Raw genomic sequence first — 24632 nt, forward strand, 5'->3', positions numbered from 1 at the left:
GCATGGCAGAAAATAAACTAAGCGCGCCGGGAGGCAATCCCAGCGACGTCGAGCGCATTAAGCAAGAGAGCAATTATTTGCGCGGTACGCTTGCCGCTTCGATGCTGGAGCCGATCAGCTCCGGCATTTCGGACGACGACAACCGGCTTATGAAGTTCCACGGCAGCTACCTGCAGGACGACCGGGATCTTCGCAACGAACGGCAAAAGCAAAAGCTGGAGCCGGCTTATCAGTTCATGCTGCGCGTCCGCATGCCGGGCGGCGTCGCCCAGCCGGGCCAATGGCTCGTCATGGACGAGCTCGCCCGCAAATACGGCAACGGCACCTTGAAGCTCACGACCCGCCAGACGTTCCAGATGCACGGCATCCTCAAGTGGAACATGAAGAAGACGATCCAGGAGATCCATCAGTCGCTCCTCGATACGATCGCCGCTTGCGGCGACGTCAACCGTAACGTCATGTGCAACCCGAACCCGTACCAATCGGACATTCACGCCGAGGTATACGAATGGTCCAAGCGGCTCAGCAACGACTTGCTGCCGCGGACGAGAGCGTATCACGAGCTGTGGCTAGACGAAGAGATGGTCGCCTCGACGCCGGAGCAGGACGAATACGAGCCGATGTACGGACCGCTCTATCTGCCGCGCAAGTTCAAGATCGGCATCGCCGTCCCGCCGTCCAACGATATCGATGTCTTTTCCCAGGACCTCGGCTTCATCGCGATCGTGGAGGACGGCAAGCTCGCCGGCTTCAACGTCGCGATCGGCGGCGGCATGGGCATGGCGCACGGCGACAAGGAGACCTATCCGCAGGTCGCTAAGGTCATCGGTTATTGCAAGCCGGAGCAGATCTACGACGTCGCGGAGAAGATCATTACGATCCAGCGCGACTATGGCAACCGGTCGCAGCGCAAAAACGCGCGCTTTAAATATACCGTGGACCGCCTTGGTCTGGACAACGTCAAGGCCGAGCTGCATAGCCGCCTCGGCTGGTCCCTCGAAGCGGCCAAGCCGTATCACTTCAACGACAACGGCGACCGCTACGGCTGGGTGCAGGGCGTAGGGGACAAGTGGCATTTTACGATGTTCATCCAGGGCGGCCGGATCGCGGATTTTGAAGGGTTCGAATTGATGACGGGATTGCGCGAGATCGCCAAGGTGCACACCGGCGACATCCGCCTGACCGCTAATCAGAACCTCATCATAGCAGACGTTACGCCGCAGAAAAAAGAAGAGATTACCGAGCTGCTCGGCCGTTACGGCCTGATCGACGTTCAGCAGTACTCCGGTCTGCGCCGGAGCTCGATGGCATGCGTCGCGCTGCCGACATGCGGACTGGCGATGGCCGAAGCCGAACGTTATCTGCCGGTGCTGATCGACAAGATCGACGGCATTCTGGACGAGACCGGTCTGCGCAACGAAGAGATCACGATCCGCATGACCGGCTGCCCGAACGGCTGCGCGCGTCACGCGCTCTCCGAGATCGGGTTCATCGGCAAGGCGCCGGGCAAGTACAACATGTACCTCGGCGCCGCGTTCGACGGCAGCCGTCTGAGCAAGATGTACCGGGAGAACATCGGCGAGGAAGAAATCTTGCGCGAGCTGGGCACCTTGCTTCCGCGGTACGCTAAGGAAAGAACGAGCGGGGAGCACTTCGGCGACTTCGTCATTCGTTCGGGCGTCATCGCGGCGACGACCGACGGCACGAATTTCCACGAATAACAGCCAATCAAGGCTATGATGAACGGTAAGATAGAGACCCGAGGGAACGGTTCGCTTTAAGCGATACTGGCCTCGGGTCTTTTTTATGGCCTGCCGCGTTGACTTTTCCTATGAAATGGCTGAGAATATAGCTGATGTTCAAGATGAGAGAGACAGGTGAAATATACATGAGTTATAAATCAGATCGCCCCTCTTTCCAGGAACGGCTCGATTATTTCGTGAATGTCCTCCGCACGGATATTATAAACGGCATCCGGCAGGAAGGCACGTACTTGCCTGCCGAGAGCGCGCTCGCCAAGCAGTATCAGCTGAGCAACAAGTCTATCCGCAAGGGACTCGATCAATTGGTGGAGGAAGGTCTCATCCAGAAGATCGACCGGGTCGGCAGCATGGTGACGCCGCGTCCGAAGGCATCGATCACGCTTAACTTCGGTTGTCCGATCTCGCTCACCACCGACTTCCTGATCGACGATCTGATCGCGGAGTTCGGCCGTCGCAATCCCGGTATCCATGTCCGCAGAATTACGCTTAATCACCTGAGCTACGCCCAATCCGCGCAGGAGATGATCGATAACGGCCTGCTGGACGTCGTCGCGTTCAACAGCCCGCAGTTCCAGGAGTGGACCGAGGAAGGGCTGATTCCGCTTCTCGAAAAGCTGGAATCGGACCCGGAGATTTATCCGATCGCCGAAGAGGCGTTTTTTGTGGACGGCGCCAGCTACGCGAAGCCGATCTCCTTCTCGCCGGTCGTCCTCTGCTACAACAAGCGGCACTTCCGGGAAGCCGGCATCCACGAGCCGGACAGTTATTGGACCTGGAGCGACCTGTTGCGCGAGTCGACGCGGCTGTCCAAGGCCCGCGGACGCCACGGCATCTATTTTTTGCCCGCCTCCGAGAACCGTTATCCCGCGTTCCTGCTGCAGGGCATGAACCGCCGCCCGAACGGCGCAATCGCGCGGGAGCGAAGCGACGACTTGCAAAAAGGGCTGCTAGCGCTGGACGGCCTGATCGGCAACCGGGAGGTGTTCCCGAATTATTGGGCGCAGGGCAACGACGAGACCGTGCAGCTTTTCGCCGATGGCCAGGTATCGGTCATTCTTTGCACGTACTTCAACTTGAACGAATTCGCGCATCTGCCGCTGGAATACGATATTTGTCCGCTGCCGAGCCTGCAGAGAGGCGATCCGCAGCGGACGCTGCTGCTCTCCATCGGCATGTCGCTCGTCCGGCATTCCAAATGGAAGGAGGCGGCGCGGCGATTCGTCGACTTCCTGGCTTCGGCAGACGCGCAAAATGTCATCCGCGAGCGAACCGCAAGCATCCCTGCGCGCAAGGCATCTGCGGAAAGGCAGGTCGCGGAAGGCCGGAATCAGCCTTCGCGATATGCCATGTTCCGCGAGATGTTTCCGTCCTTTTCATACCACCGGGATTTGGGGCTTCAGATCAAGGATCTCAAGCAATTCACCAAGTGGCTGAAGGAGTACTGGTCCGATATGATCGATGCGGATACGCTTCGCCTCAAGCTGGAGGAGCTGTACGGCAAAGGGTTAAAGCCTGGACAAGCGAATACATCAGCTGGCGAATATTCGCACCGATAAGATTTTGAAATTATACATCAGAGGCCGTTTCTAATGTCATTTTGATGACATAGAAACGGTTTTTTTGTTGTTTTGATTTTTTGAAGGCGCCCATAAAGCGCTATTTGCTCCGTATAAAGATCCATAGATCGTCATGTACGGCGAATGAAGCAGTGGATGACGGTCGCTTCGATGAGAAGAATCGGGGAAAAAACTGTCCACATTTTGATAGCGATTACACGATTGATACGTCTGCATGTTACCGCATTCATGACAAAGGCGCCGCGCGATAAATGTGGAGGGTTCATAAAAGATGCGCAATCGACGATTTAGGGTTGACGGTCTTTTTGTTAGCTGTGTATAATCAGTACATCAGATGTACATCAAAACAATTATTTGGAGATTGACAATGATTAACATGTAAATCAAGTATAAACCAGGAGGCGCATATGCGAGCGATCAAGAGCCGAAACGGTACAGCGGAAGTCGTCGATCTGCCGGAACCCGAGATTAAACCGCAGCATGTCAAAGTCAGGATCGATTACTCGTCCGTCAGCATCGGTACCGAGCTGCTCATGATCAGGACGAACCCCGGAGCGGCGCTGGGCTACAGCGCGACCGGCATTGTCCTTGAGACGGGGGAGGGCGTCAACCATGTCGTACCCGGACAGCGCGTCGCCTGTTACGGCAGTCCGGCGCATCGCGAGGTGATGCTATCGCCCAAGCATCTGACCGTCCCCGTGCCGGACGGCGTCTCGCCGGAGGAGGCGGCGTTCAGCGGCCTCGGCGCGATCGCCGTGCATGCGCTCCGCCAAGCGGAGCTGAAGTTCGGAGAAACGGTGCTGGTCGTAGGCGTAGGCATACTGGGCCAGATCATCGCGCGAATCGCGCATGCCTCCAATTATCGTGTGATCGGCTTGGAGACCTTCGAAGAGAGAAGAGCGATGCTTGTCTCCTCAGGCATCCGGCACGCCTGCAAGGACGGCGAGCAGGTGGCCCAAGCGCTGCAGGAGACGACGGGCGCCTTGGGCGCGGACGCTGTGCTCGTTTGCGCCAGCAGCCGGCAGACCAGCCTGATCGACGACTCCATTCGATGGCTGCGCGACCGCGGACGGGTCGTCATCGTCGGTGACACGGGCACCGCGTTCGACCGGGACTTGCTCTTTTCCAAGGAAGCGAGCGTGCACATCTCGCGTGCCGGCGGCCCCGGTCGCTACGAGCCCGACTACGAGCAGCGCGGCGTCGACTATCCGATCGGATACGTACGCTGGACCGAAGGACGCAACGTGCAGGATTTCCTGAGGATGATCCAGGAGAAGCGCATCGACATCCGGTCGCTGATCTCCGATCGGGTCTCGATGCACGAGCTGCCCGAGCTGTACCGGCAGTATGCCTCGGCGCCGCAGAATAAAATGGGCATCGTCGTCCGCTTCGATTAGAGCGGAGGGAGAGGAGCGATCGGCATGTCGAAAGCAAACGCGAAAGCTGCCAATATTCCGGGCGGATCCGTCCATAAAGCTTCGCTGCGAAGCAAGCTCTGGCGCTACCGCTGGCTTTACGTCTTTATGATACCGGGCATACTCTACTACCTCATCTATCATTATGTACCGATGTTCGGATTGGTCGTGGCGTTCCAGGACTACAACCTGATGAAAGGCGTAACGGGCAGCGCCTGGGTCGGATGGGACAACTTCAAGGCGGTATTCGAGTCGCCCGACTTCCCGCAGCTGATGAAAAACACCGTCCTGCTTAGCTTGTACCGTCTCGTTTTCGGCATGCTGCCCGATCTGCTGCTGGCGCTCATGCTGAACGAGATCCGGGTCAGGTGGTTCAAAAAAACGATCCAGACGCTTACCTACGGGCCTCACTTCCTGTCCTGGATTATCGTCTACGGCATCATGTTCTCCTTTTTCGCGCCGGGCTCGGGCTTGGTGACGACGTTCTTCCGGGATATGGGCTGGGGCGACATCGACGCGTTGACCAACTCGGGGTTGTTCCGGCCGATGCTCGTCATGACGGACATCTGGAAAAGCACCGGATACGGCGCCATCATCTACTTGGCAGCGCTTGCTAACATCAACCATGAGCAGTACGAGGCCGCCGCGATCGACGGCGCCAACCGATGGAGCCAGCTGTGGCACGTGACGCTGCCCGGCGTCAGAGACGTTTTCATGCTGCTTGTCATCCTCCGGCTGGGCGGCATCCTGGATGCGGGCTTCGAGCAAGTTTACATTTTCCTGAACGTTCGCGTTTACGACGTCGGCGACATCCTCGACACCTGGATCTTCCGGCGCGGCATCGAAGAGATGAATTATAGCGTGCCGGCTGCGGTCGGAGTGTTCAAGTCGGTGATCGGCTTCGTCCTCGTGCTGGGCGCGAACAAGCTGGCGAAGCGATTCGGCGGCTCAGGCATCTGGTGAGGCCAACAAGCATCGAACGGAGGTGGCGCAATTGCCCTATATTTTCAAAAAGTCGATTCCCGACCGCATCGTGGACGTATTGATCATCGTCATTCTCTCCGTATTCGGACTGGCGACCTTATTCCCGCTCTATTACGTCGCCGTCGTCTCGATTACGCCTTATACGGAAGTGCTCCGCAACGGCGGCTTCCTCTTGATCCCCAAGACCTTCACGTGGGACGCCTACAAGGCGATCTTTAACAGCGGCGTCGTGCCGCGGGCGCTGAACGTGACGATCTTCGTCACGCTCACAGGAACCGCGCTGAATCTGATGGTCACCACGCTGCTCGCATACCCGCTCTCCAAAAAGTACTTGCCGGGACGCAACGCCGTGCTCATGAGTATCGTGTTTACGATGCTATTCTCGGGCGGTCTCATCCCGACGTTTCTTACCGTCAAGGCGACGGGCTTGATGAATACGCTCTGGGCGCTCATCATCCCCGGCATGGTATCGACCTTCAACCTGCTCGTGATGAAAACCTACTTCGAATCGCTCCCGTCGGAGATCGAAGAAGCCTCGAAGGTAGACGGCTGCTCGGATGTCGGTACGCTGCTCCGGATCGTGCTGCCGCTATCGATGCCGATCATGGCGACGCTCGGACTTTTCTACGGGGTCAACCACTGGAACGCCTACTTCGGCGGCATCATGTACCTCAACGATCGGGATCTGTATCCGCTGCAGGTCGTCCTCCGCAATATGATCATCACGCCGAGCGTCAGCCAGGAGCTGTCCGTGCCCCAATCCCAGCTCAGCTCGCTGCCGCCGGAATCGATCAAGATGGCGACCGTCGTCGTCGCGATCGTTCCGATCATCGCCGTTTATCCGTTTCTCCAAAAATACTTCATTAAAGGCATGCTGCTCGGCGCCGTCAAAGGCTGAGCAGCCGATCGCGTCGAGGGGGGAATGCGTCAGCCGAAGCGCCGCGGCGCCGGCGATTCACAGTCGGATAGGCATGAAAAAAAGCGATCATCACATTCCAGGCAAGCAGGCTCGTCATGCAACCCAATCCAGGGAGGTCATTGCACATGAAACGTACAAGCGCCATACTGGCAAGCCTTACCGCCGCATCGTTATTGCTATCCGCCTGCGGCAACAACGACAACGACGCGTCGTCCTCGTCGTCCGCAAGCCCGTCCTCGTCCGGCTCCTCTTCGTCGTCCGCGCCGGCCGCGGCCAAGCTTAAGCTGAACTGGTACGTCATCGCCTCGGCGGACGCCCAGCTCCCGAAGGGAGACGCCGACTTCGTCAAGAAAGCTATCGACGACAAGTTCAACGTCGACCTCGTGATCGATTATATGCCGCTCGGCACGGACTTCCAGAACAAATTCAACTCGCTGGTCGCTTCCAACGATATTCCCGACGTCTTCTTCGCCGAAGGTATTCCCTCCAACCAGTACATCAAGGACGGCATCGCCCGCGAGATGACCGGACTCGTCACGCCTGCCAACATGCCGAATTACTTCAAATATTGGGTCAGCGAAGAAGAGCTGCCCAAGTATCAAGTGCAAGGCAAGTTCGCGCGCGCGCCGGTCCCTTACGAGAAAAATTACTACCGCTCTTATTACGTCCGCAAAGATTGGCTCGACAAGCTTGGCTTGTCCGTACCGAAATCGTACGACGAAATGGTGGAGGTCATGAAGGCCTTCACGACTGGCGATCCGGACGGCAACAAAAAGAACGATACTTACGGCTTCACCGCCTACGGCAACGGAACGAACATGTCGCTTGAATTTCCGACCTACGTGAAAAACGGCTTGTTCGGCGACTTCATGGTCGAAGGCGACCAATTTATCGACACCCGTACGGACCCCCGCATGCAGCAGGTGCTGACCGATACCCGCGCGCTTTTGGATCTTGGCGTCGTCGACAAGGACTGGCTGCTCAACAAAAACGGACAGCAGCTCGAGAAGGCGGAGCAGGGCAAGGCGGGCATCGTGCTCGGCTTCGGCAAAAACCTGGCGTTCGACAATAACCCCGAAGGCCTGCAAGCGAAGACGAAGGAAATTACGAAGGTCGAGACCGCGAACTGGGTCGCGTTCGATCCGTTCGCCGAGACGGGAACGTACCTGACGCCGGTACCTGGCAATCCGTTCCTGTTCAGCTCGAAGTCGACGGACGAGGAAATTAACCGATCGATGCAAATTCTCGATTGGCTCGCCGGCGAAGAAGGCTTCCTGATGACCCACTACGGCCGCGATGGCACGGAGTTCACCCGCAGCGGCAGCACGATCACGCTGAATCAGGATGCGTTCAAGACGAACGTCACGGATAAAGGCAACTTCTTGTCCGTGTACCAATGGTTCACGCCGATCTCGGGGCCGGAGGCGTTCGGCGTCGAGGTGTCCGATCCGAACATCACCGATCGCGACAAAGAAATTTTGGCGACGATGAACGGGTACAAGCTCGTACCTTCCGTCGGCACCAGCCTCGTCGTCAAGGAAGGCATGGACCTGGCCGCGCTTCGCAAGCGCATGAACGAGCTTCAGGTCAAGGTGCTCTATGACGATAAGACCGCGGACAACTGGCCGGCTTATCGTCAGGAGCTGATGACCAAGTATGCGGGCAAGGAAATCTTCGAGTACTACGCGCAGCAGGTGTCCGAGGCGCGCGGCACGGCGGTTTCCTTCGACGCGGGCAACTGATCGGCAAAGGATTGTATGGTATGAAGGCGGAGAGTCGGCATCGGCGGCTCTCCGCTTTCGCTTAACATCGAAGCGAAGGGGGAACGTTTATGGACGGTTGGCAACGACAGGCCGATAACGTAGCTGCGCTGAAGCTTCTCCCGTCGGACGGACTTCAATCTGGCGAGACGATCTGGGTGCGCGGCTATGCGAGGGCCGGAGACGGCGGAGCCAAGGCGGCCATGTGGATGCCGGCATGCGAAAAGGCGGACGATGGAGGCATCGTTCACGCGCCGGCGGACGGCGGGAGAGGGAGGTGGGTCGTGTTACATGCCGGTATCGGCAGATTTCGTTACTTTGGCGTATTCGGGCCAGAGACGGCAGCGGATGCCGCGCTCGAAGCGATGCTGGCCGATCCCGCGATCCGCCGGATCGAAGCGGACTGCGATCTGAACTTCACGCAGCGGCATCGGATCGGTCGCAGCTTCATCGATCTGGACTTTAACGGCTTTACGGTCACGACTGCGGGGATCGAGCCGGCGCCGCCGAACGATCCGTTCGCGGCGGTCTTCTTCTTCCGCGGCGAGGAGACGGGCGACCTGCAGCGCGTCGCGCTGTCGGATTCGCTCGCGGAGCTGGAAGAGCGCTTCGAGGTGGCGGATGCCGGCGCGTTCGAGGTCGGCGACTGGTGGATCGTCAGATGCTGCAGGCGATCGGGAGGAGGAAGCGCCGAGCGCGAGCTGGAAAAGCTGGTCAAGGTGACGGAGGTGCTGGATCGGACGCATGTACGTTTGCAGTATAAGAACGGATGGGCGCTGGAGGCTGGCCGTGCGGTCGAGTATCGAAGGGTGAAGCCTGTCGTGCAGGCGAACGTGCGGAACATGAAGTTCGTCGCCACGGGCACGACGGAGGCGTCGGGCTCGCATCCGCTCGCCTTCGAATACGCGGTCGAATGCGACGCGGTCGGAATCGACGCGACCGGTACGTACTGGCCTGTCGTTATGCGGCGCTACAATACCTTTTACGTGACGGAGCGCTGCCAGCTGTTGAATCCGGCCGAGGTCGTCGTCGGAGGCACCGGCTATCTGACACAGCAGATCTACTGCTTGTACGGCCATGTGCGGGACTGCCTGACGAGCAATGGCAGGCATCTGAACGATTTTACGGGCTCCGCCTATTGCCATGTTGAAAATTGCCACGCGGACGGGGACGATCTCGGCGCGTTCGTGACGCACGGACAATACGAGCACGACCTTACCTATGTCGGCAATTCGGGTCTGATGTCGTTCGCGAACAGCGGACCGACTTGGGGAGAGAGCGCGAAGCGGATCACGGTCAAGCAGCATGTCGCTTCCTGGTTTTTGGCGTTCCGCAAGGTGACGGATCTGACGCTGGAGGACGTTCACGTGTTTGCGCGGACAGGCTGCGAGAACGCGGAGAACACCGGCTCCTTTTGGTTGAACGCGGACGGGGTGCAGATGAAAAACTGCACGGCGGAAAGCATGGTGAAATTTAAACAAGTTTCCGCTCGTTCTAGCCGCCCGGTCGTCGTGGAAAATAGCGCATTCGCGCTGACGGCGGGACGGCGCGTCTCCCACAAGGAGGTCGCCGCCGAGCTGACGTTCCGCGGGTGCCGCTTCACGGCGGCGAATGGCAACGCGTTCGCGGGTTCGGGGAGCGTTCGGTTTCAGGATTGCCGACTGGAAGGGGCAAGTTCGGACGCGCTTCCGATGCAATTCGCGGGATCCGAGCTGGTCTTCCGCGGCGGGGAGATCTGTAATTCGGGCTTTCGGTTAACCGGCGGCGCGGTCCGGCTCGAGGTTGGCTCGGGCGCGACCATTATAGGAAGCAATGGCGAGAAAGCTTTTTTCAGCAGAAGCAGGGAGGCGGGCGCCAGCCCGGCAAGCTGGAGATTCGACGGCGCGAACAGCGTGGCGACCGACCGGACGACGGCGCATTTCTCCATCGAGGACAGCGGAGCGGTACTGGAGTGCTTCGTGACAGGTTCCTCGTACGTAGGCGGCCGCTTCGCGGTGACCGATGGAGCGTTAGGCGCAGAGGGGGGCATGCTGTATGTATCGAACGTCGAGCGCGGCGTAGACCGCAGCGCGCTGCCGCCCGAATCCGCATCGATTAGACATCGGGAAGGCAACTTGATACTGCCTGCCCGCACTTGAATACTTAACATCTGGAAGACCGTTGATCCGGAGCGCTTTGGCAGTTTTACGTATCTGATGTATTGCGGATCTGCTGTTTTTCAGATCATAAGAACTGCCTTTGTGCATCTATTTTACGCTGACTCATGAGAAATGATGAAAAGCCTGCAAATGTGCAGTTAAATTCTAAGGACATGCTGAAATTCTAGCAGACGGAGGAAAATAACTGCGCTTTTGCATCTATCCTGTCAAAAAGGGGGAGTTGGCGGAAATAACTGTATATTTGCAGGCATTACGTGACTTTACGTGGCATTGCGTAGTGAGAGAACAATGCGGGCGACGGCCGGTTATCCTACCGGAACGGGCATCCTAACAGAACGGCTGTCCTACCGCAACGGCTGTGTGAAGCGTCATCAAAAAGCGTTACTTTGGAATCAAATTTTGAATATTTTCCAAGTCAAAAAGACCGTCAGGGTGGATTTTCTTGTCCCCCGGCGGTTTTTTTATGTAATTTGGTCTATTGCCGTGTGCAATCCTACTATTAAATCCATATTTTAGTGATATAAGAAGATGAAAATATTTCCGATATATATGATAACAAAGGAGGTTTATGATGATAAAATCATATAAATGGAAATTAAGGTTAGTAATGTTTATATTGTCGGCGATTGTATCCGCCTCGGCCGTTACGCCTGCCAGCTTCGCTGCCGAGGAAAATGTACCGCTCAAAACCGGTAATTACTTTTACAGCCCTACGCCTGACGCGGGCAGCTCGCCCGATCGCGTGACAAGCGGCTTGGTGTCATCCGCCAACGGCGTGATCTTGGACGGTTTGAGCACCTATGCCGGCTGGATGGGAAGCGCGACTGCACCGCTCACGGTAAGAGTCGTATTCGACCTCCTAAAAGATTACCCACTGGATCAGATTCGAATCATCATGAATTCGCAAAATATTTATTGGGGTTTTAAAGACATTACCGTTAAATATCGCCCGGAAGCGAAGCTCGGCTATTATATCGCCGCGAGACACGTCAGAACGGGCACGGATTTAAACTATACGGTATCCGTACCGATGGCCAATGCCATGGCGAGATACGTCATCCTGGAAATTCGCCGGACGCAAGCCTATCAGCACATCCCGCTTACTGAAGTTGAATTTTACAAAGGCGCCGGCGATGCGGGCAAAACTTCTTCAACGGCGCTGACCGCGCCGGAGATCAAAGCGGAGCTGTCCAAGGATGCATTGATGGTCGACAAATACGGTCAATGGATGAGCGAGACATGGGCGGGCAAAGTCGGGTACGACGTGCAATTGCAGCTTGAATATGCAAATGAGGCGGCGCAGCTGGCAACGACCTCACTGAACCTTTCCAAGTATGACGCTTACGGCGGGATCAAGAGCCTCGGCAAGTACGCCGCAACCGGATTTTTCCGGCTGCAAAAAATAGAAGGCAAGTGGTGGTTCGTCACGCCGGAAGGTTATCCGTTCATCATGAAGGGCGTCGATGCGGCAAGCCTGTGGGAAGCCGGCTACAAGACGCCGGTCAACAAGGCGGACGGGACGCCGAGGGCCATTTTCGACGAACTTCCGGACAAGACCGCCTACGCCGCGGCTTACACCAACGATGCCAACGGCCAGTACGTGAGCTTCGTCGTCGCCAATGTCATGAAAAAGTACGGAACCAACTACGAGGCGAAATGGGAGGACATCACCAAGAAGCGGTTGATCGATTGGGGCTTTAACGCTTTTGCCAAATGGACCAAACCGAAAAACGTCACCTTCCCATACGTGCAGGTGCTGCAGGATCCTTCGAACTTGAGAAGAATTTCGTGGACCTACGACGTTTTCGATCCGCAGAGCGAGGGCATTATCGACAGCGCGCTGAAGACGCAGCTGCAATCCGCGAAAAGCAGTCCGTGGCTGATCGGTTATACGTATGACAACGAAGCCGGATGGGATAGCGAGATCGTCAAGCAAATTTTGCTGTATAACGCGAGCTCTCCTGCCAAAAGCGCGTTCGTCGATTTTATGGCGGCCAGGTACAACAACGATCTTGCGTCCGTCAATCGATTGCTCGGAACGAACGCCGCTTCTTTCGCCGCATTGAAGGACACCGTAATCGACATCGCCAAGGTACCGGCCATCGACGTATCCGAATATATCCGGCTGGCGTCTAGAACTTACTATTCTACCATTCGCAACATCATCAAAAAATACGATACGAACCATTTGTTCCTCGGCAGCTCCGTCGTTCCTACGTGGCGCACGAGCCTGGATTGGGATCAGGCAGGCATGGCTTACGTCGATGCGTTTTCCGTAGACAGCTATACGCAAAACGCCGACTGGATCGCCAGATACGCGGCCTTCGACAAGCCGTTGATTAACCAGGAGTATTCCTTCGGGACCTCGACCCGAGGACTGTCCTATATCAGCGCGCCGACGAAAACCGATAGCATCGCCGACAGAGGAACGGCGTTCAAGAAACTTCTCGAAAGCGAAGCCGCGAATTCGCTGTTCGTCGGATCCGGATGGTATTCCTATTACGATCAGCCCGTGACGGGACGTCCTGACGGCGAGAGCTACAATACCGGCCTCGTGAATCAGCAGGATCAGCCTTACACGGAAATGGTTAACATCATGAGGGACGTTTATGCGGGACTGGAAAGCATCCATGCGGGAACTGCTTCGCCGGCTGTATCGGCGCCCGCGTCCGTCATTGTCGAAGCCGAGAAATATAGCCAGCAAATGGGCACAGTCATCGCTTCCAACACGAGCGGCGGACAATACGTCGGCTCACTGAAGCCCGGGGATTGGACGGCTTATGCCAACGTGAATCTGACCGGTATGAGAAATATGGAATTCAAGGTGGCTTCAGACAAGGCGGGAACAGTGCGCGTCAGACTCGGCGGACCGAGCGGCGACGTCATCGGCACGCTGAACATCGCCTCTACAGGCGGGCTGCAAACCTGGAAGACGTCGCAGATCGCCATCACGCCGACCGCCGGCATTCAGAACCTGTATCTGACGTTCGAAAATGCGGCCGGCGACGAGATCGGCAATATCGATTACTTCAAGCTTTACGCCTAACTGCCTTTTCCCTTACATTAAAAGGACCAAACGATGGAAGGGAAGAGGAATGCTTGCTTCATATCGTCAACGGGGATCATGTCGGCAACAAGCTGAGAGAAGGGAATATTCGCGGAGACATCCTGGTGTGGAGAGAAGTGTATCCCGCAGGACCTGTCTTCGCGGAGATGTACGGGCCCGAACAGCGAACGATTCGAGCACGATATTTGGAACGGACGATGGGCATATCGGCGGCGCTTTACGAACAGACCTGCAGATCGCAAGAAAGCCGATTGCTGAACTGCCGCCAATATGACGAGATCGTGCTGTGGTTCGAGCACGATTTGTTCGACCAGCTTATGCTGAGCTTCTTGCTGCATTGGTTTGCGCAGCAGCCGAAAATGTATACTGCGCTTAACTTGCTCTGCATCGGCGAGTATCCCGGCATTGATTTGTTCAAAGGTCTGGGACAGCTGACAACGGATCAGCTGCTAGATATAAGGGGCACGTGGCGCCGGATCGGACAACGGGAGCTGGATACCGGGGCCGGGATCTGGGATGCGTATGCGTCATCCGATATCAAACGCCACGCCGAATGGCTCGAGGCGGATATGTCGGCGCTTCCGTTCGCTCATGCGGCGTTCGACATGCATCTGTCGAGGCTGCCGTCCGCAGCAAACGGCCTTGGCATCGTGGAACAAACGATTATGAGCCTGATTCGGGAAGGTGCCCGTGCGCCGCTGGAGCTTTTCGAAGCGTTCGGCAATCGGCTGCATGCGCTTGGTATGGGAGATTTAGAATTCCGGTACAGGCTGACCAACATGCTGGAACGGCCGAATGCGCTTATCGCGCTCGATGGCGAACCTGTCCCTGGCGACTCGTTCGAGCTGGCGCTCCCATTCGGGAGAGACAGCCGGCTAGAATGGACGGAGCTGGGGGAAGCGGTTATGGCCGGGGAAGCGGATTGGTTGCTGCGAAAAGGAATCGACGAATGGTACGGCGGCTTGCATCTGCACGGCGTTTTGGACTGGCGATGGGATTCTGCGGCCAAACGTCCGGTCGATTTGAAATAAGGCTTTAAATGCGAAAGGGGAGCGGTGCGTGCGCTCCTCTTTTTGCTTTTGCTTTTTACTTAAGACTTGGCGTTTACAAAGTATTATAATAGATCAAACGACTAACATATTGCACATTTCTCGAATAGGAGAGATACCATTGCGCGGAAAAATCCTGAACCATGTATACGAGTCGATCGGCCAGACGCCGATCGTACGGCTATCGCGATTAACCGAGGGCTTGGACGGAGAAATCTACGCCAAGCTGGAGTATCTCAACCCGGGCTTCAGCAAAAAAGACCGTGCGGCGCGCGCGATCATTGAGGAAGCCGAGACAAGCGGACAGCTCTCGCCGGGCCAGACCGTCGTCGAACTGACCAGCGGGAATATGGGAACGGGACTGGCGATCGTATGCGCGGCCAAGGGTTATCCGTTTGCAGCCGTCATGTCCAGGGGCAACTCGATCGAGCGGGCGCGTATGATGAAGGCGCTCGGCGCAGAAGTGATCCTGGTCGATCAAGCGCCCGGCTCGCTGGAAGGCCAGGTGTCCGGAGAGGACCTGCGATTGGTCGAGCTTGTGACCGAACGGATTACGATGGAGCGCAAAGCGTTCCGCGCCGATCAATTTAACCGGACTGGCAGCGTTCATGCGCATCAACACGGAACGGCACAAGAGGCCTGGGAGCAAACGGACGGGCAAATCGATGTTTTTGTCGATTTTGTCGGAAGCGGAGGTACGTTCGGCGGGTGCGCCCGCGCGTTTAAAGCGTTGAAGCCGGACCTTCGCTGCTATGTCGTCGAGCCGCGGACCGCGCCGTTTTTAGCGGGTCATGAGGTGACGAACGCCAACCATCGTATCCAGGGCGGGGGCTACAGCATGGCGCTAACCTTCTTGGACGATGCGTCATTGGCGGAGGATTACATTCAAGTATCGGACGAGCAGGCCATCCAGGCTGCTCGGGATCTGGCATCTAAGGAAGGGATATTTGCAGGCTTCTCTTCCGGCGCAAATGCAGCTGCGGCGCTTGAACTGCTGAAGGGGCGGGAACGAGGGAGCCGAATTTTGATTACGATCAACGACTCGGGATTAAAGTATTTATCGACGGACCTCTATGAGTCGGACGTGTAATTGGGCTATTTGCGAGCAGCTTGTATAATAGAAGCAGTCATGCTGCAGGAGACGGAGAGGAGTTCGCATATGGAGCTTGATACGGTAATGCAGGAGCTGGAATCGCTGGGCAAGGAGCGGCTTAAAAAGATGTATGTCTCGAATGGCGCGCACGAACCGGTATTTGGGGTTGCGACTGGGGAGATGAAGCCGCTCTTTAGAAAAATCAAGATCAATCAACCGCTGGCCGAGCAGCTGTACGCAACGGGCAATTACGACGCCATGTACTTCGCCGGCATCATTGCGGATCCGAAGGCCATGACGGCGTCGGACTTCGACCGATGGATCGATACGGCTTATTTTTATATGCTGTCCGACTATGTCGTCGCCGTTACCTTGGCGGAAGCGCCTATTGCGCAGGACGTCTCCGACGACTGGATCGCCAGCGGCAACGAGCTGAAAATGTCGGCAGGCTGGAACAGTTACTGCTGGCAGATCGGGAATCAGCCGGATGACGCTTTTTCGGAGCGCAAGCTTGCGGGGATGCTCGATCTGGCCGCACAGTCAATACACGGCGCGCCGGAACGGGCCAAATACGCGATGAACCAGTTTATATATACGGTGGGCATCTCCTATATGCCGCTGCACGCCAAAGCGCTGGAAACCGCGCTGGCCGTCGGACCGGTCGAAGTTAACGGAACCAAAGGCAAGGCGAAGTATTTGAATGCCGCAGAAACGATCCGCAAGGCGGTCGAGAAAAAACAGATCGGTTTTAAACGCAAACATGTCCGGTGTTAGCGGAAGCTTGACGGTAGGGTGATGGGTGAAGATTGACACGACACCGAACGGTGTCATACAATGACTCCGACACCAACAGGTTCCCGTTCGTTAAGGAGCCTTAGGCGAGGCCGGAATATATAGGAGAGGGTGTCGTGAGCCATAACCTTGCAGTGCGGGATGTATTCGACGCGATCGCCGATCCCACCAGACGCGAGCTGATTCGTCTGCTTGCGGATACGTCGGAGCTGCCGCTTCATGAATTGACGCCGCGATTTGAAATGGGGCGTACGGCGGTATCCAAGCATCTGACCATACTCAAAGAAGCCGGACTCGTGCGCGACCGCAAAGTCGGCAGGGAGACGCGCTTCAGACTCCACGCAGCGCCGCTCAGAGAAGTTCAGGATTGGGTATCCTTCTACGATAAGTTCTGGCGAATGAACCTGCTGCGATTAGACCAACTATTAAAGGAAGAAGATGAGACGACTTAACGGACTTGACCCGAATCATCGATAACCGGCTGCATGTCGTTTGCAGCCGGTTTGCGTCTGCCGAGGAGATGCTGCCTGACGTCTCGCGGACCGAATACATACGGAAGGATGTAGATCATGAGCGTATCTAATCAGGAGTACATTGTCATTACCGGCGCGAGGGAGAACAATCTCAATAACGTATCGCTGCGTATCCCCAAACGAAAGATCACCATTTTCACGGGCGTATCGGGTTCCGGCAAGTCCTCGATCGTTTTCGATACGATCGCTGCGGAGTCCACGAGACTGCTGAACGAGAATTTTAGCATGTTCGTGCGGACATTCCTGCCCAAATACCCGCAGCCGGAAGCGGATGCGATCGAAAACCTGAGCATGGCCGTCATCGTGGACCAGAAGCGGCTTGGCGGCGGCTCGCACTCAACGATGGGGACGATCACCGATATTTCTCCGATCGTCCGACTGCTTTTTTCCCGCGTGGGCAAGCCTTATGTCGGCCCCGTCAACCTTTTCTCTTTTAACGACCCGCAAGGAATGTGCCCCGCATGCAACGGCATCGGCCGCAGCCTCGGCGTTGACATGAGCAAGGCGGTGGACATGAACAAATCCTTGAATGAAGGGGCGATCATGCTGCCGGATTACGGCCCGGGCGGCTGGGAATTGAATATGATCGTGCAGTCCGGAGACTTCGATCTCGACAAGAAGCTGCGCGATTATACGGAGGACGAGCTCAACCAGCTGCTGTACGGCAAAGCGAGAAAAGTGAAGATGGATTTCGCCGGAAAAGCCATGAACATTACGGTTGAAGGCGCGATCGAGAAATTTTCCAACAAATACATCAGGCAGGATCTGAAAACGAAGTCCGAGCGTACGCAAAAGACCGTCGCGCCGTTCATCACGGAAGGCGCTTGCGCCAGCTGTCATGGCGCGAGGCTCAGCCAGGCAGCGCTATCCTGCAAAGTCCAGGGACAAAACATCGCGGAGCTGTCCGCCATGGAAGTCGGCCGGCTTGTTCGCGTCATCCGGGAGATCGACGATCCGGCCGCCGCGCCGATCGTCCAATCCTTGACGGAGCGGCTGCAGCATCTGGTCGACATCGGTCTCGATTATCTGACGCTCGACCGCGAGACGGACACGCTGTCCGGCGGCGAGTCGCAGCGCGTCAAGATGGTCAAGCATCTGAGCGGCAGCCTGGTGGACGTCACCTATATTTTCGACGAGCCGAGCGTCGGCTTGCATCCGCGCGATGTCCACCGGTTAAATGAATTGCTGCAAAAGCTGCGCGACAAAGGAAATACGGTGATCGTCGTCGAGCACGATCCGGACGTGATCAAGGTGGCGGATCATATCGTCGACGTCGGTCCGCATGCCGGCAGACGGGGCGGCAACATCGTGTTTGAAGGGAGCTTCCAGGGATTATTGGAGGCAGGTACGTTAACGGGCAACTATATGAAACGTCCGCTCCAGCTGAAGCGAAATTGCAGAACGCCGTCCGGCCAGCTGTCCGTGGCGCATGCATCGCTGCACAATCTGCAAGACGTGAGCGTCGATATTCCGACCGGCGTGCTGACCGTCGTGACGGGCGTCGCGGGTTCAGGTAAAAGTACGCTCATCAATGATGTGTTCCTGGGGCAGCATCCGGATGCGATCGTCATCGACCAATCGGCGATCGGCGTGTCGACCCGTTCGAATCCCGCGACCTATACGGGGATCATGGACGATGTGCGCAAAGCGTTCGCTTCAGCGAACAAGGTAAACCAGGGCCTGTTCAGCTTCAATTCCAAAGGCGCCTGCGAAAACTGCCAGGGTCTTGGCGTCGTTTACACGGATCTTGCATTCCTGGATAGCGTGAAGCTGCCATGCGAAGTTTGCGGCGGCAAACGGTTCAAGGAAGAAGTGCTCGCATACAAGCTGGACGGCAAGTCGATCGCCGAAGTGCTGGAAATGACGGTGGAGCAGGCACTGGCATTTTTCCAGCTCAAAGAAGTCGTGCGCAAGCTCCAGGCGATGAGCGACGTGGGGCTGAACTACATTACGCTCGGGCAGCCGCTCAGCACGTTATCGGGCGGAGAGTGCCAGCGCATCAAGCTGGCGAGCGAGCTGCACAAGAAGGGCAGTATCTACGTGATGGACGAGCCTACGACGGGCCTGCATATGTCCGATATCGGCCATCTGCTCGAGATCATGAACCGGCTCGTCGACGCCGGCAATACGGTCATCGTCATCGAGCACAACCTCGAAGTGATCAGTCAGGCGGATTGGATCATCGACATGGGCCCGGACGGCGGCAGCAGAGGCGGACAGGTGGTATTCGAGGGCACGCCGGAACAGATCGTCCGCGAGGGACGGTCGATTACGGGGAAATACTTGGCGTAACCGATGAATGCGCAGTAGCGCTGGCTCGGAAGATGCACCATACAGGTGCATGATCGGGCAGCAACTTAGAAACACACCATTTTAATTCAAGCGCACGAGTGGAAAAGAGGCCGATCAGATGACCAACCGTCTAACGCACCCGAAAGCCGATGAATTTTTCAACAAGTCCAAACGCTGGAAGGCCGAATACGAGGAATTGCGAGAGATCGTCATGGACTGCGGATTGACCGAGGACTTTAAATGGATGCATCCATGCTACACGTTTCAAAGTAAAAACGTCGTGCTGATCCACGGGTTCAAGGAGTACTGCGCGCTTCTATTTCACAAAGGCGCCTTGCTGAAGGACCCGAACGGAATTCTGATCCAACAAACGGAAAACGTACAGGCCGGACGCCAGATTCGATTCACGAATGTCCAGGAGATCGTCGAGCAAACCGCGATATTAAAAGACTACATTCATGATGCGATCAACGTAGAAAAGTCTGGACAAGAAGTGGTGTTTAAAAAGAACACCGAATTCGCCGTCGCCGAGGAGCTTCAACGCGAATTCGACGACAATCCGGCTTTAAAAGAAGCATTCGAAGCTTTAACGCCTGGGCGCCAAAGAGCTTATTTGCTCCATTTTTCTCAGCCTAAGCAAGCTAAAACGAGAGAGGCCAGAGTGGAGAAATATAAGCCCAAAATTCTGTTAGGCAAGGGCCTGGACGATTAGACCGGTAAGAGCAGACTGCGCCAGCTCAATGTTTTGCGCAAAACAGGCCGTTCCCGACGTCGAGTAATCGACTCTGGGGCGGCTTTTTGACGTCGGGGAAGGTAAGCAGCCGCGAGAAAGTTGGCAGCGGGCCCGCTATGCGGCACGATATGGAGCTACTTTGGCCCGGTTGTTGGCTCGATCCCGCTAAGAGGCTCTAAATAGAGCCTCTTGGGCTTGATTGTTGGTGCGGTTCGGCAATGTGGCTCTCTATAGAGCTGCTTCGACTCGGACGTAGGCGCCATCTTACAATTCGCTCTTGTCAAAATAATGCGCTTACATTATGATTAAATCGAAACATAAAACGTTTCACTAAAATCGGAGGGATTTTTTATGAAAGCGAAATGGCTCTCGTTTGTTCCTGCTATTCTGCTCTTATTATTGTGCTTGCCCGTAACCGCAAGCGCCGTATCGTCAACTTCGCAGCAGCTTGCGGTCGTCGGCTCTCCCGGTTGGGATATTTACAGCGGAGCGACGATCGGCGGATACCGATACGGTCCTTCTTTTATCGTGAATAGCGACGGCAGCATCGACATGTGGGCCTGCTCCGAGGGCGGCAGTCCGCTGCCTTACGATTACATTCGTTACCAGCGATCCACGGACGGCGGCGCGACATGGGGGAGCGACCAGATCGTGCTGCCGCCGACGGCCGGTTCGATGGATGCGCTCTCGACTTGCGATCCCGGCGTCATCAAGTTCGGAGGCTATTATTATATCGCTTATACGTCGACGACCAACCGCGGAGGCACGAATAACCAGATCTTCGTCGCGCGGTCCACGAGCCCTACTGGGACATGGGAGAAGTGGAACGGCACGGGATGGGGCGGCAATCCGCAGCCTTTTATCGTGTATGACGGCAGCCCGCTCGTATATGGCGCAGGGCAGCCTTCCTTTGTCGTAAAGGGCACCACGCTGTATATCTACTACAGCTGGATCGACAACAATATGAACCAGATGCGGGTAGCTACCGCGTCGACCGCCAATGCGAACTGGCCCGGAAGTCTGACCTATCATGGCGCAGGCATTAATAAATCGTCCTTTGAGGATGCTACGGACGTCAAGTACGTCGAAGCGCTCGACAAGTTCATCGGCGTGCAGACCAATAACTGGGGCTCGGACGTGTCTTATGTCGAAATATACAGCTCGTCCAACGGCTACGATTTTACGAAGGAATATTATATGGACGGCGATCATTATGCGAGAGCGAGCAACGCAGGTCTCAGCGGCGATGCCCTGGGTCATATCAAAGCGACCGATTCCGCGTTCCTGAGTTATGCTTACGGTTCATTCGGCGCCACGTTGAACTGGAATACGCGATTGACTCCGATTATGATGAGTTTGAAATCGAGCGGCGCCTTCAGCGACAATTTTTCGGGCGGCGCGGGTAAATGGACGTCCTATCAAGGAAGCTGGGCGCTATCGGGAGGCGTATACAACCAAAGCAATCTTACCGCCGACACGGCTTATGCCGGCGCGTCCGGAACCGTATTCGGCAACGCCGTCTACGATGCCGACGTGCGCATTACGGCTGCAGCCGATCCCGGAGAATGGGCGGGGCTCCATATCGGAAAGATCAAGGAGAACGACAATTTCACCCAAAGCGGATATCTTGTATTTATGAGAGCGAACGGCAACATGGCCTTATTCAAAGCCGGAACAGGGCAAGTAACGGGAGAAATCGCTAGCGGCTTGGATCCGACTGCAGGCGCCGTTCATCTGAAGGTCGTGAAGAGCGGAGGCAACATCAAAGTGTTTACGAACGGCAGCGCTTCGCCGCTGATCAACTGGACGGATAACGGACTTTATTATGACAGCGGTTATTTCGGGGTGGTAACGAGGCTGGCCAGCGCAACGTTCGATAATGTCGCGGCTATCAACAACTTCAGCGACGACTTCGCGTCCGGCGCCGGCAATTGGACTGCGAATTCTGGGACCTGGGCAGTGTCGGGCGGAACTTACAATCAAACGAATGCCGCGGCAGACCCCGGTTCAAGCACGCTGACCAATATGGTGCTCGGCAATGGCGTGATCGAGGCGGACGTGAAAATTAACGCAGGCAGCTCCGGCAACTGGACCGGACTCAGCTTCGCGAAGACGCTTCCGACAGACGCTTATTACGACAGCGGGTATTTGGTCTTGCTAGAGTCCAGCGGGAATGTGTCTTTGTATAAAGGCGGAACCGAAAACAAAGTGGTCGTGAAGCCTGTAACGACGGGGACGAATCCGACGACCGGCTTTGTCCATATGAAGGTGATGAAGCATGGCGGCAACATTCAGGTATTCGTTGGCAATGTCGCAAGCCCGCAGATCGATTGGAACGATCCGAATACGGTATTCGGAAGCGGATATGTCAGTCTCACCAATGTCAAAAGCAGTGTTTCGTTCGATAATATCGCGTGGACGACCCAGAAGGTTCCGGGAGGATCGACGAATCTGGGCGCATCCAACATTCCCAATCTGGCCAGGTTCAAGACGGTGACCTCGAACGATTCGCTGGTTATTGCCGACTGGGACGTGTCGCGGCTGACGGACGGCATAGAGACGCCGGTATTCGGTTCGGCCGGATATACGACAAGCGCCTACAGCGCTGCCAATATTTCCGCCACGCCTGTTTGGGTCGACATCGATCTCGGTTCGGATCAGACCGTGGACAAGGTGAAGCTGTTTCCGAGGCTGTTTACCGATGCGGTAGGGGGAGGATCGCCGAACTTCCCCGTCGACTTCACGATTCAGACGGCGCCGGACGGAGGGAGCTACGGCACGGTCGCGACGATCGCGAATCAAGGCAATCCCGTCGGCTTTCCGCAAGAATACAATTTCACGCCGGTAACTGCCCGCCATATTCGCATACTCGTGACGAAGCTCGGAACGCCGACCGTCGACGATCCCGGCAGCTATCGTCTTCAATTGTCGGAGATTGAAATTTACCACTATCAGCTTAGCTAAAGATTAAAAGGGTGAAGGCGCTAGCGCGGGAGAAGGTTGTTCGCGCTTGCGCCTTTTGCTTGCATTATGTTATGTTCACTTTATTAATTAAACGATTTAGGAGTTGTTTATTTGGCTACTATTAAGGATGTCGCCAAGGAAGCCGGCGTATCGATCGCGGCCGCTTCTCTGGCGCTCAACGGCAAAGGAAGCTTGTCCGAAGAAACCCGCGCCAAAATTATCGAGACGGCCGAGAGGCTTCAGTATAAGCCGAATGCGCTTGCGAAAGGCTTGGTTACGAGCAATAAAATCAATACGATCGGCATTATCATCCCGAAGCCCGGTACCGAGTTCTTGCCTTTTGTCGGTATGGACATCCTGGGCGGCATCGGCGAGGTGGCCAATGAAAAGAAGTACAATATGCTGCTCGACTGGGAAGAAGGGCTGGGCGGCACTAAAGTGCTCGACCTCGTTCGCAGCGGGATCGTACGCGGACTTGTGTTTTTCCTGCCGCTTAACGACGTGACGACCTTCCGGGCGCTCAACGATCTTAATTTTCCTTATGTCCTGATGAGCAGGCCGCCCGAAGGTGTCTACTGCAGCTGGGTAGACGTAGACAACGTGGATGCCGCCTACCAGGCGACCGTATCGCTCATTAAAGCCGGACATACTCGGATTTCCTTTTCCTCCCCGGGACCGATCGACTTCCTCGTCAGCAGCGACCGTCACTCGGGCTATCGCCAAGCATTGCTCAGCCACAATATTGCCTACGACGATTCCTATGTATCGATCGGCAACGGCGATATTCAGAGCGGCAAAGCGGCCATGACGCATTTTCTTAGCCTGAAGGAGCCGCCGACAGCCCTGATTGCCGGTTCAAATCTACTCGCGATCGGCATGCTCGAATCGCTCAAGGAGCATGGACTGGACCATCGGGACAAAGCGATCATTACGTTCGACGATAGCCCGCTCGCGGAGAGCTACGGCATCTCGGCCATTCATATCCCGACGAATACGATCGCGAAGGAATCCGCGCGTCTGCTGATCAAGCGAATCGGCCACACCCGTCGCGTGGAGCCGGAAAACATCGTAATCGATGCGCAGCTCATCGTCCGCAACACGTTCGTCCCAGCCAGGTAATAAGCAGCCTCGTTCGGAATACCGGATCCCCCGGGAAATTTCCGAAAGGAGGCTGTTTTTTTACAAATGCAGAACATATGGGGCTACCCTGTCGCGGACAGCGATGCGCGTCATCCTCCTTTTTGAGCTTGTGAAAGTTCGACAGTTAAAAAGCCTGCATTTGAAGTCAATTTCATAATTCAAACCCCTTGCTACGACTGACTTTTTTGGCGCACAAAAGAGGAGTACCTCCCCACATTCTCGAAATTAAGGTTAGCCAACCAAAACGAGAGAGAAAGGAAGTACTCCTACGTTTCCAATTCGACAGGAAGAGCTCTTTTCCTTTGAGACCCTTCTAAAAATGTCCCCGGCGTCAAAAGACGACCTCATTTTGGAAGAAGTTCCTATTGCGAAAATCTTGTACGCCATCAGTA

16 protein-coding genes are annotated in these 24632 nt (G+C 56.1%); all 16 read left to right on the forward strand.

Annotated elements, in window-relative coordinates:
* Nucleotides 1-2 precede the first annotated feature (2 nt).
* The 16 genes from cysI (at nt 3) to ACFOTD_RS15760 (ending at nt 24219) form a co-directional block, all read left to right on the forward strand.
* Entirely contained in the window at nt 3-1721 is a 1719-nt protein-coding gene (gene cysI / locus ACFOTD_RS15685) for an assimilatory sulfite reductase (NADPH) hemoprotein subunit (protein WP_378120306.1), read from the forward strand.
* Nucleotides 1722-1888: 167 nt separating this feature from the next.
* Nucleotides 1889-3319 carry an extracellular solute-binding protein gene (locus ACFOTD_RS15690; protein ID WP_378120308.1) on the forward strand — a complete coding sequence of 477 codons (1431 nt, stop codon included), beginning with the start codon at nt 1889-1891 and terminating at the stop codon, nt 3317-3319.
* Nucleotides 3320-3747: 428 nt separating this feature from the next.
* On the forward strand, nt 3748-4737 hold the full coding sequence (locus ACFOTD_RS15695) for a zinc-dependent alcohol dehydrogenase (protein WP_378120310.1): 990 nt from the start codon (nt 3748-3750) through the stop codon (nt 4735-4737).
* A 24-nt stretch (nt 4738-4761) separates the two neighbouring features.
* On the forward strand, nt 4762-5718 hold the full coding sequence (locus tag ACFOTD_RS15700) for an ABC transporter permease (RefSeq protein ID WP_378120312.1): 957 nt from the start codon (nt 4762-4764) through the stop codon (nt 5716-5718).
* Nucleotides 5719-5749: 31 nt separating this feature from the next.
* Complete coding sequence (locus tag ACFOTD_RS15705) at nt 5750-6637, forward strand: carbohydrate ABC transporter permease (RefSeq protein ID WP_378120314.1); 888 nt, start codon at nt 5750-5752, stop codon at nt 6635-6637.
* A 146-nt stretch (nt 6638-6783) separates the two neighbouring features.
* Complete coding sequence (locus ACFOTD_RS15710; RefSeq protein ID WP_378120316.1) at nt 6784-8400, forward strand: extracellular solute-binding protein; 1617 nt, start codon at nt 6784-6786, stop codon at nt 8398-8400.
* A gap of 89 nt (nt 8401-8489) precedes the next feature.
* Nucleotides 8490-10556, forward strand: a complete 2067-nt coding sequence (locus tag ACFOTD_RS15715; protein ID WP_378120318.1) for a hypothetical protein — start codon at nt 8490-8492, stop codon at nt 10554-10556.
* Nucleotides 10557-11148: 592 nt separating this feature from the next.
* Nucleotides 11149-13623, forward strand: a complete 2475-nt coding sequence (locus ACFOTD_RS15720) for a carbohydrate-binding protein (protein ID WP_378120320.1) — start codon at nt 11149-11151, stop codon at nt 13621-13623.
* 53 nt (nt 13624-13676) lie between these two features.
* On the forward strand, nt 13677-14675 hold the full coding sequence (locus ACFOTD_RS15725; RefSeq protein ID WP_378120321.1) for a DUF1835 domain-containing protein: 999 nt from the start codon (nt 13677-13679) through the stop codon (nt 14673-14675).
* Nucleotides 14676-14814: 139 nt separating this feature from the next.
* Complete coding sequence (locus tag ACFOTD_RS15730) at nt 14815-15783, forward strand: PLP-dependent cysteine synthase family protein (RefSeq protein ID WP_378120323.1); 969 nt, start codon at nt 14815-14817, stop codon at nt 15781-15783.
* Between the two features lie 69 nt (nt 15784-15852).
* Nucleotides 15853-16560 carry a DNA alkylation repair protein gene (locus ACFOTD_RS15735; protein ID WP_378120325.1) on the forward strand — a complete coding sequence of 236 codons (708 nt, stop codon included), beginning with the start codon at nt 15853-15855 and terminating at the stop codon, nt 16558-16560.
* A gap of 134 nt (nt 16561-16694) precedes the next feature.
* Nucleotides 16695-17030, forward strand: coding sequence for an ArsR/SmtB family transcription factor (locus ACFOTD_RS15740; RefSeq protein WP_378120327.1), 336 nt, complete (start codon nt 16695-16697; stop codon nt 17028-17030).
* 117 nt (nt 17031-17147) lie between these two features.
* Nucleotides 17148-19403, forward strand: a complete 2256-nt coding sequence (locus tag ACFOTD_RS15745; RefSeq protein ID WP_378120328.1) for an ATP-binding cassette domain-containing protein — start codon at nt 17148-17150, stop codon at nt 19401-19403.
* A gap of 118 nt (nt 19404-19521) precedes the next feature.
* Nucleotides 19522-20115 carry a YdeI/OmpD-associated family protein gene (locus ACFOTD_RS15750; protein WP_378120330.1) on the forward strand — a complete coding sequence of 198 codons (594 nt, stop codon included), beginning with the start codon at nt 19522-19524 and terminating at the stop codon, nt 20113-20115.
* A gap of 372 nt (nt 20116-20487) precedes the next feature.
* Entirely contained in the window at nt 20488-23100 is a 2613-nt protein-coding gene (locus tag ACFOTD_RS15755) for a galactose-binding domain-containing protein (protein ID WP_378120332.1), read from the forward strand.
* 111 nt (nt 23101-23211) lie between these two features.
* Nucleotides 23212-24219, forward strand: a complete 1008-nt coding sequence (locus tag ACFOTD_RS15760) for a LacI family DNA-binding transcriptional regulator (protein ID WP_378120333.1) — start codon at nt 23212-23214, stop codon at nt 24217-24219.
* Nucleotides 24220-24632 lie beyond the last annotated feature (413 nt).

Origin of the sequence: Cohnella sp. GCM10012308 (genome assembly GCF_042649185.1) — a bacterium.
Classification (GTDB): Bacteria; Bacillota; Bacilli; order Paenibacillales; family Paenibacillaceae; genus Cohnella.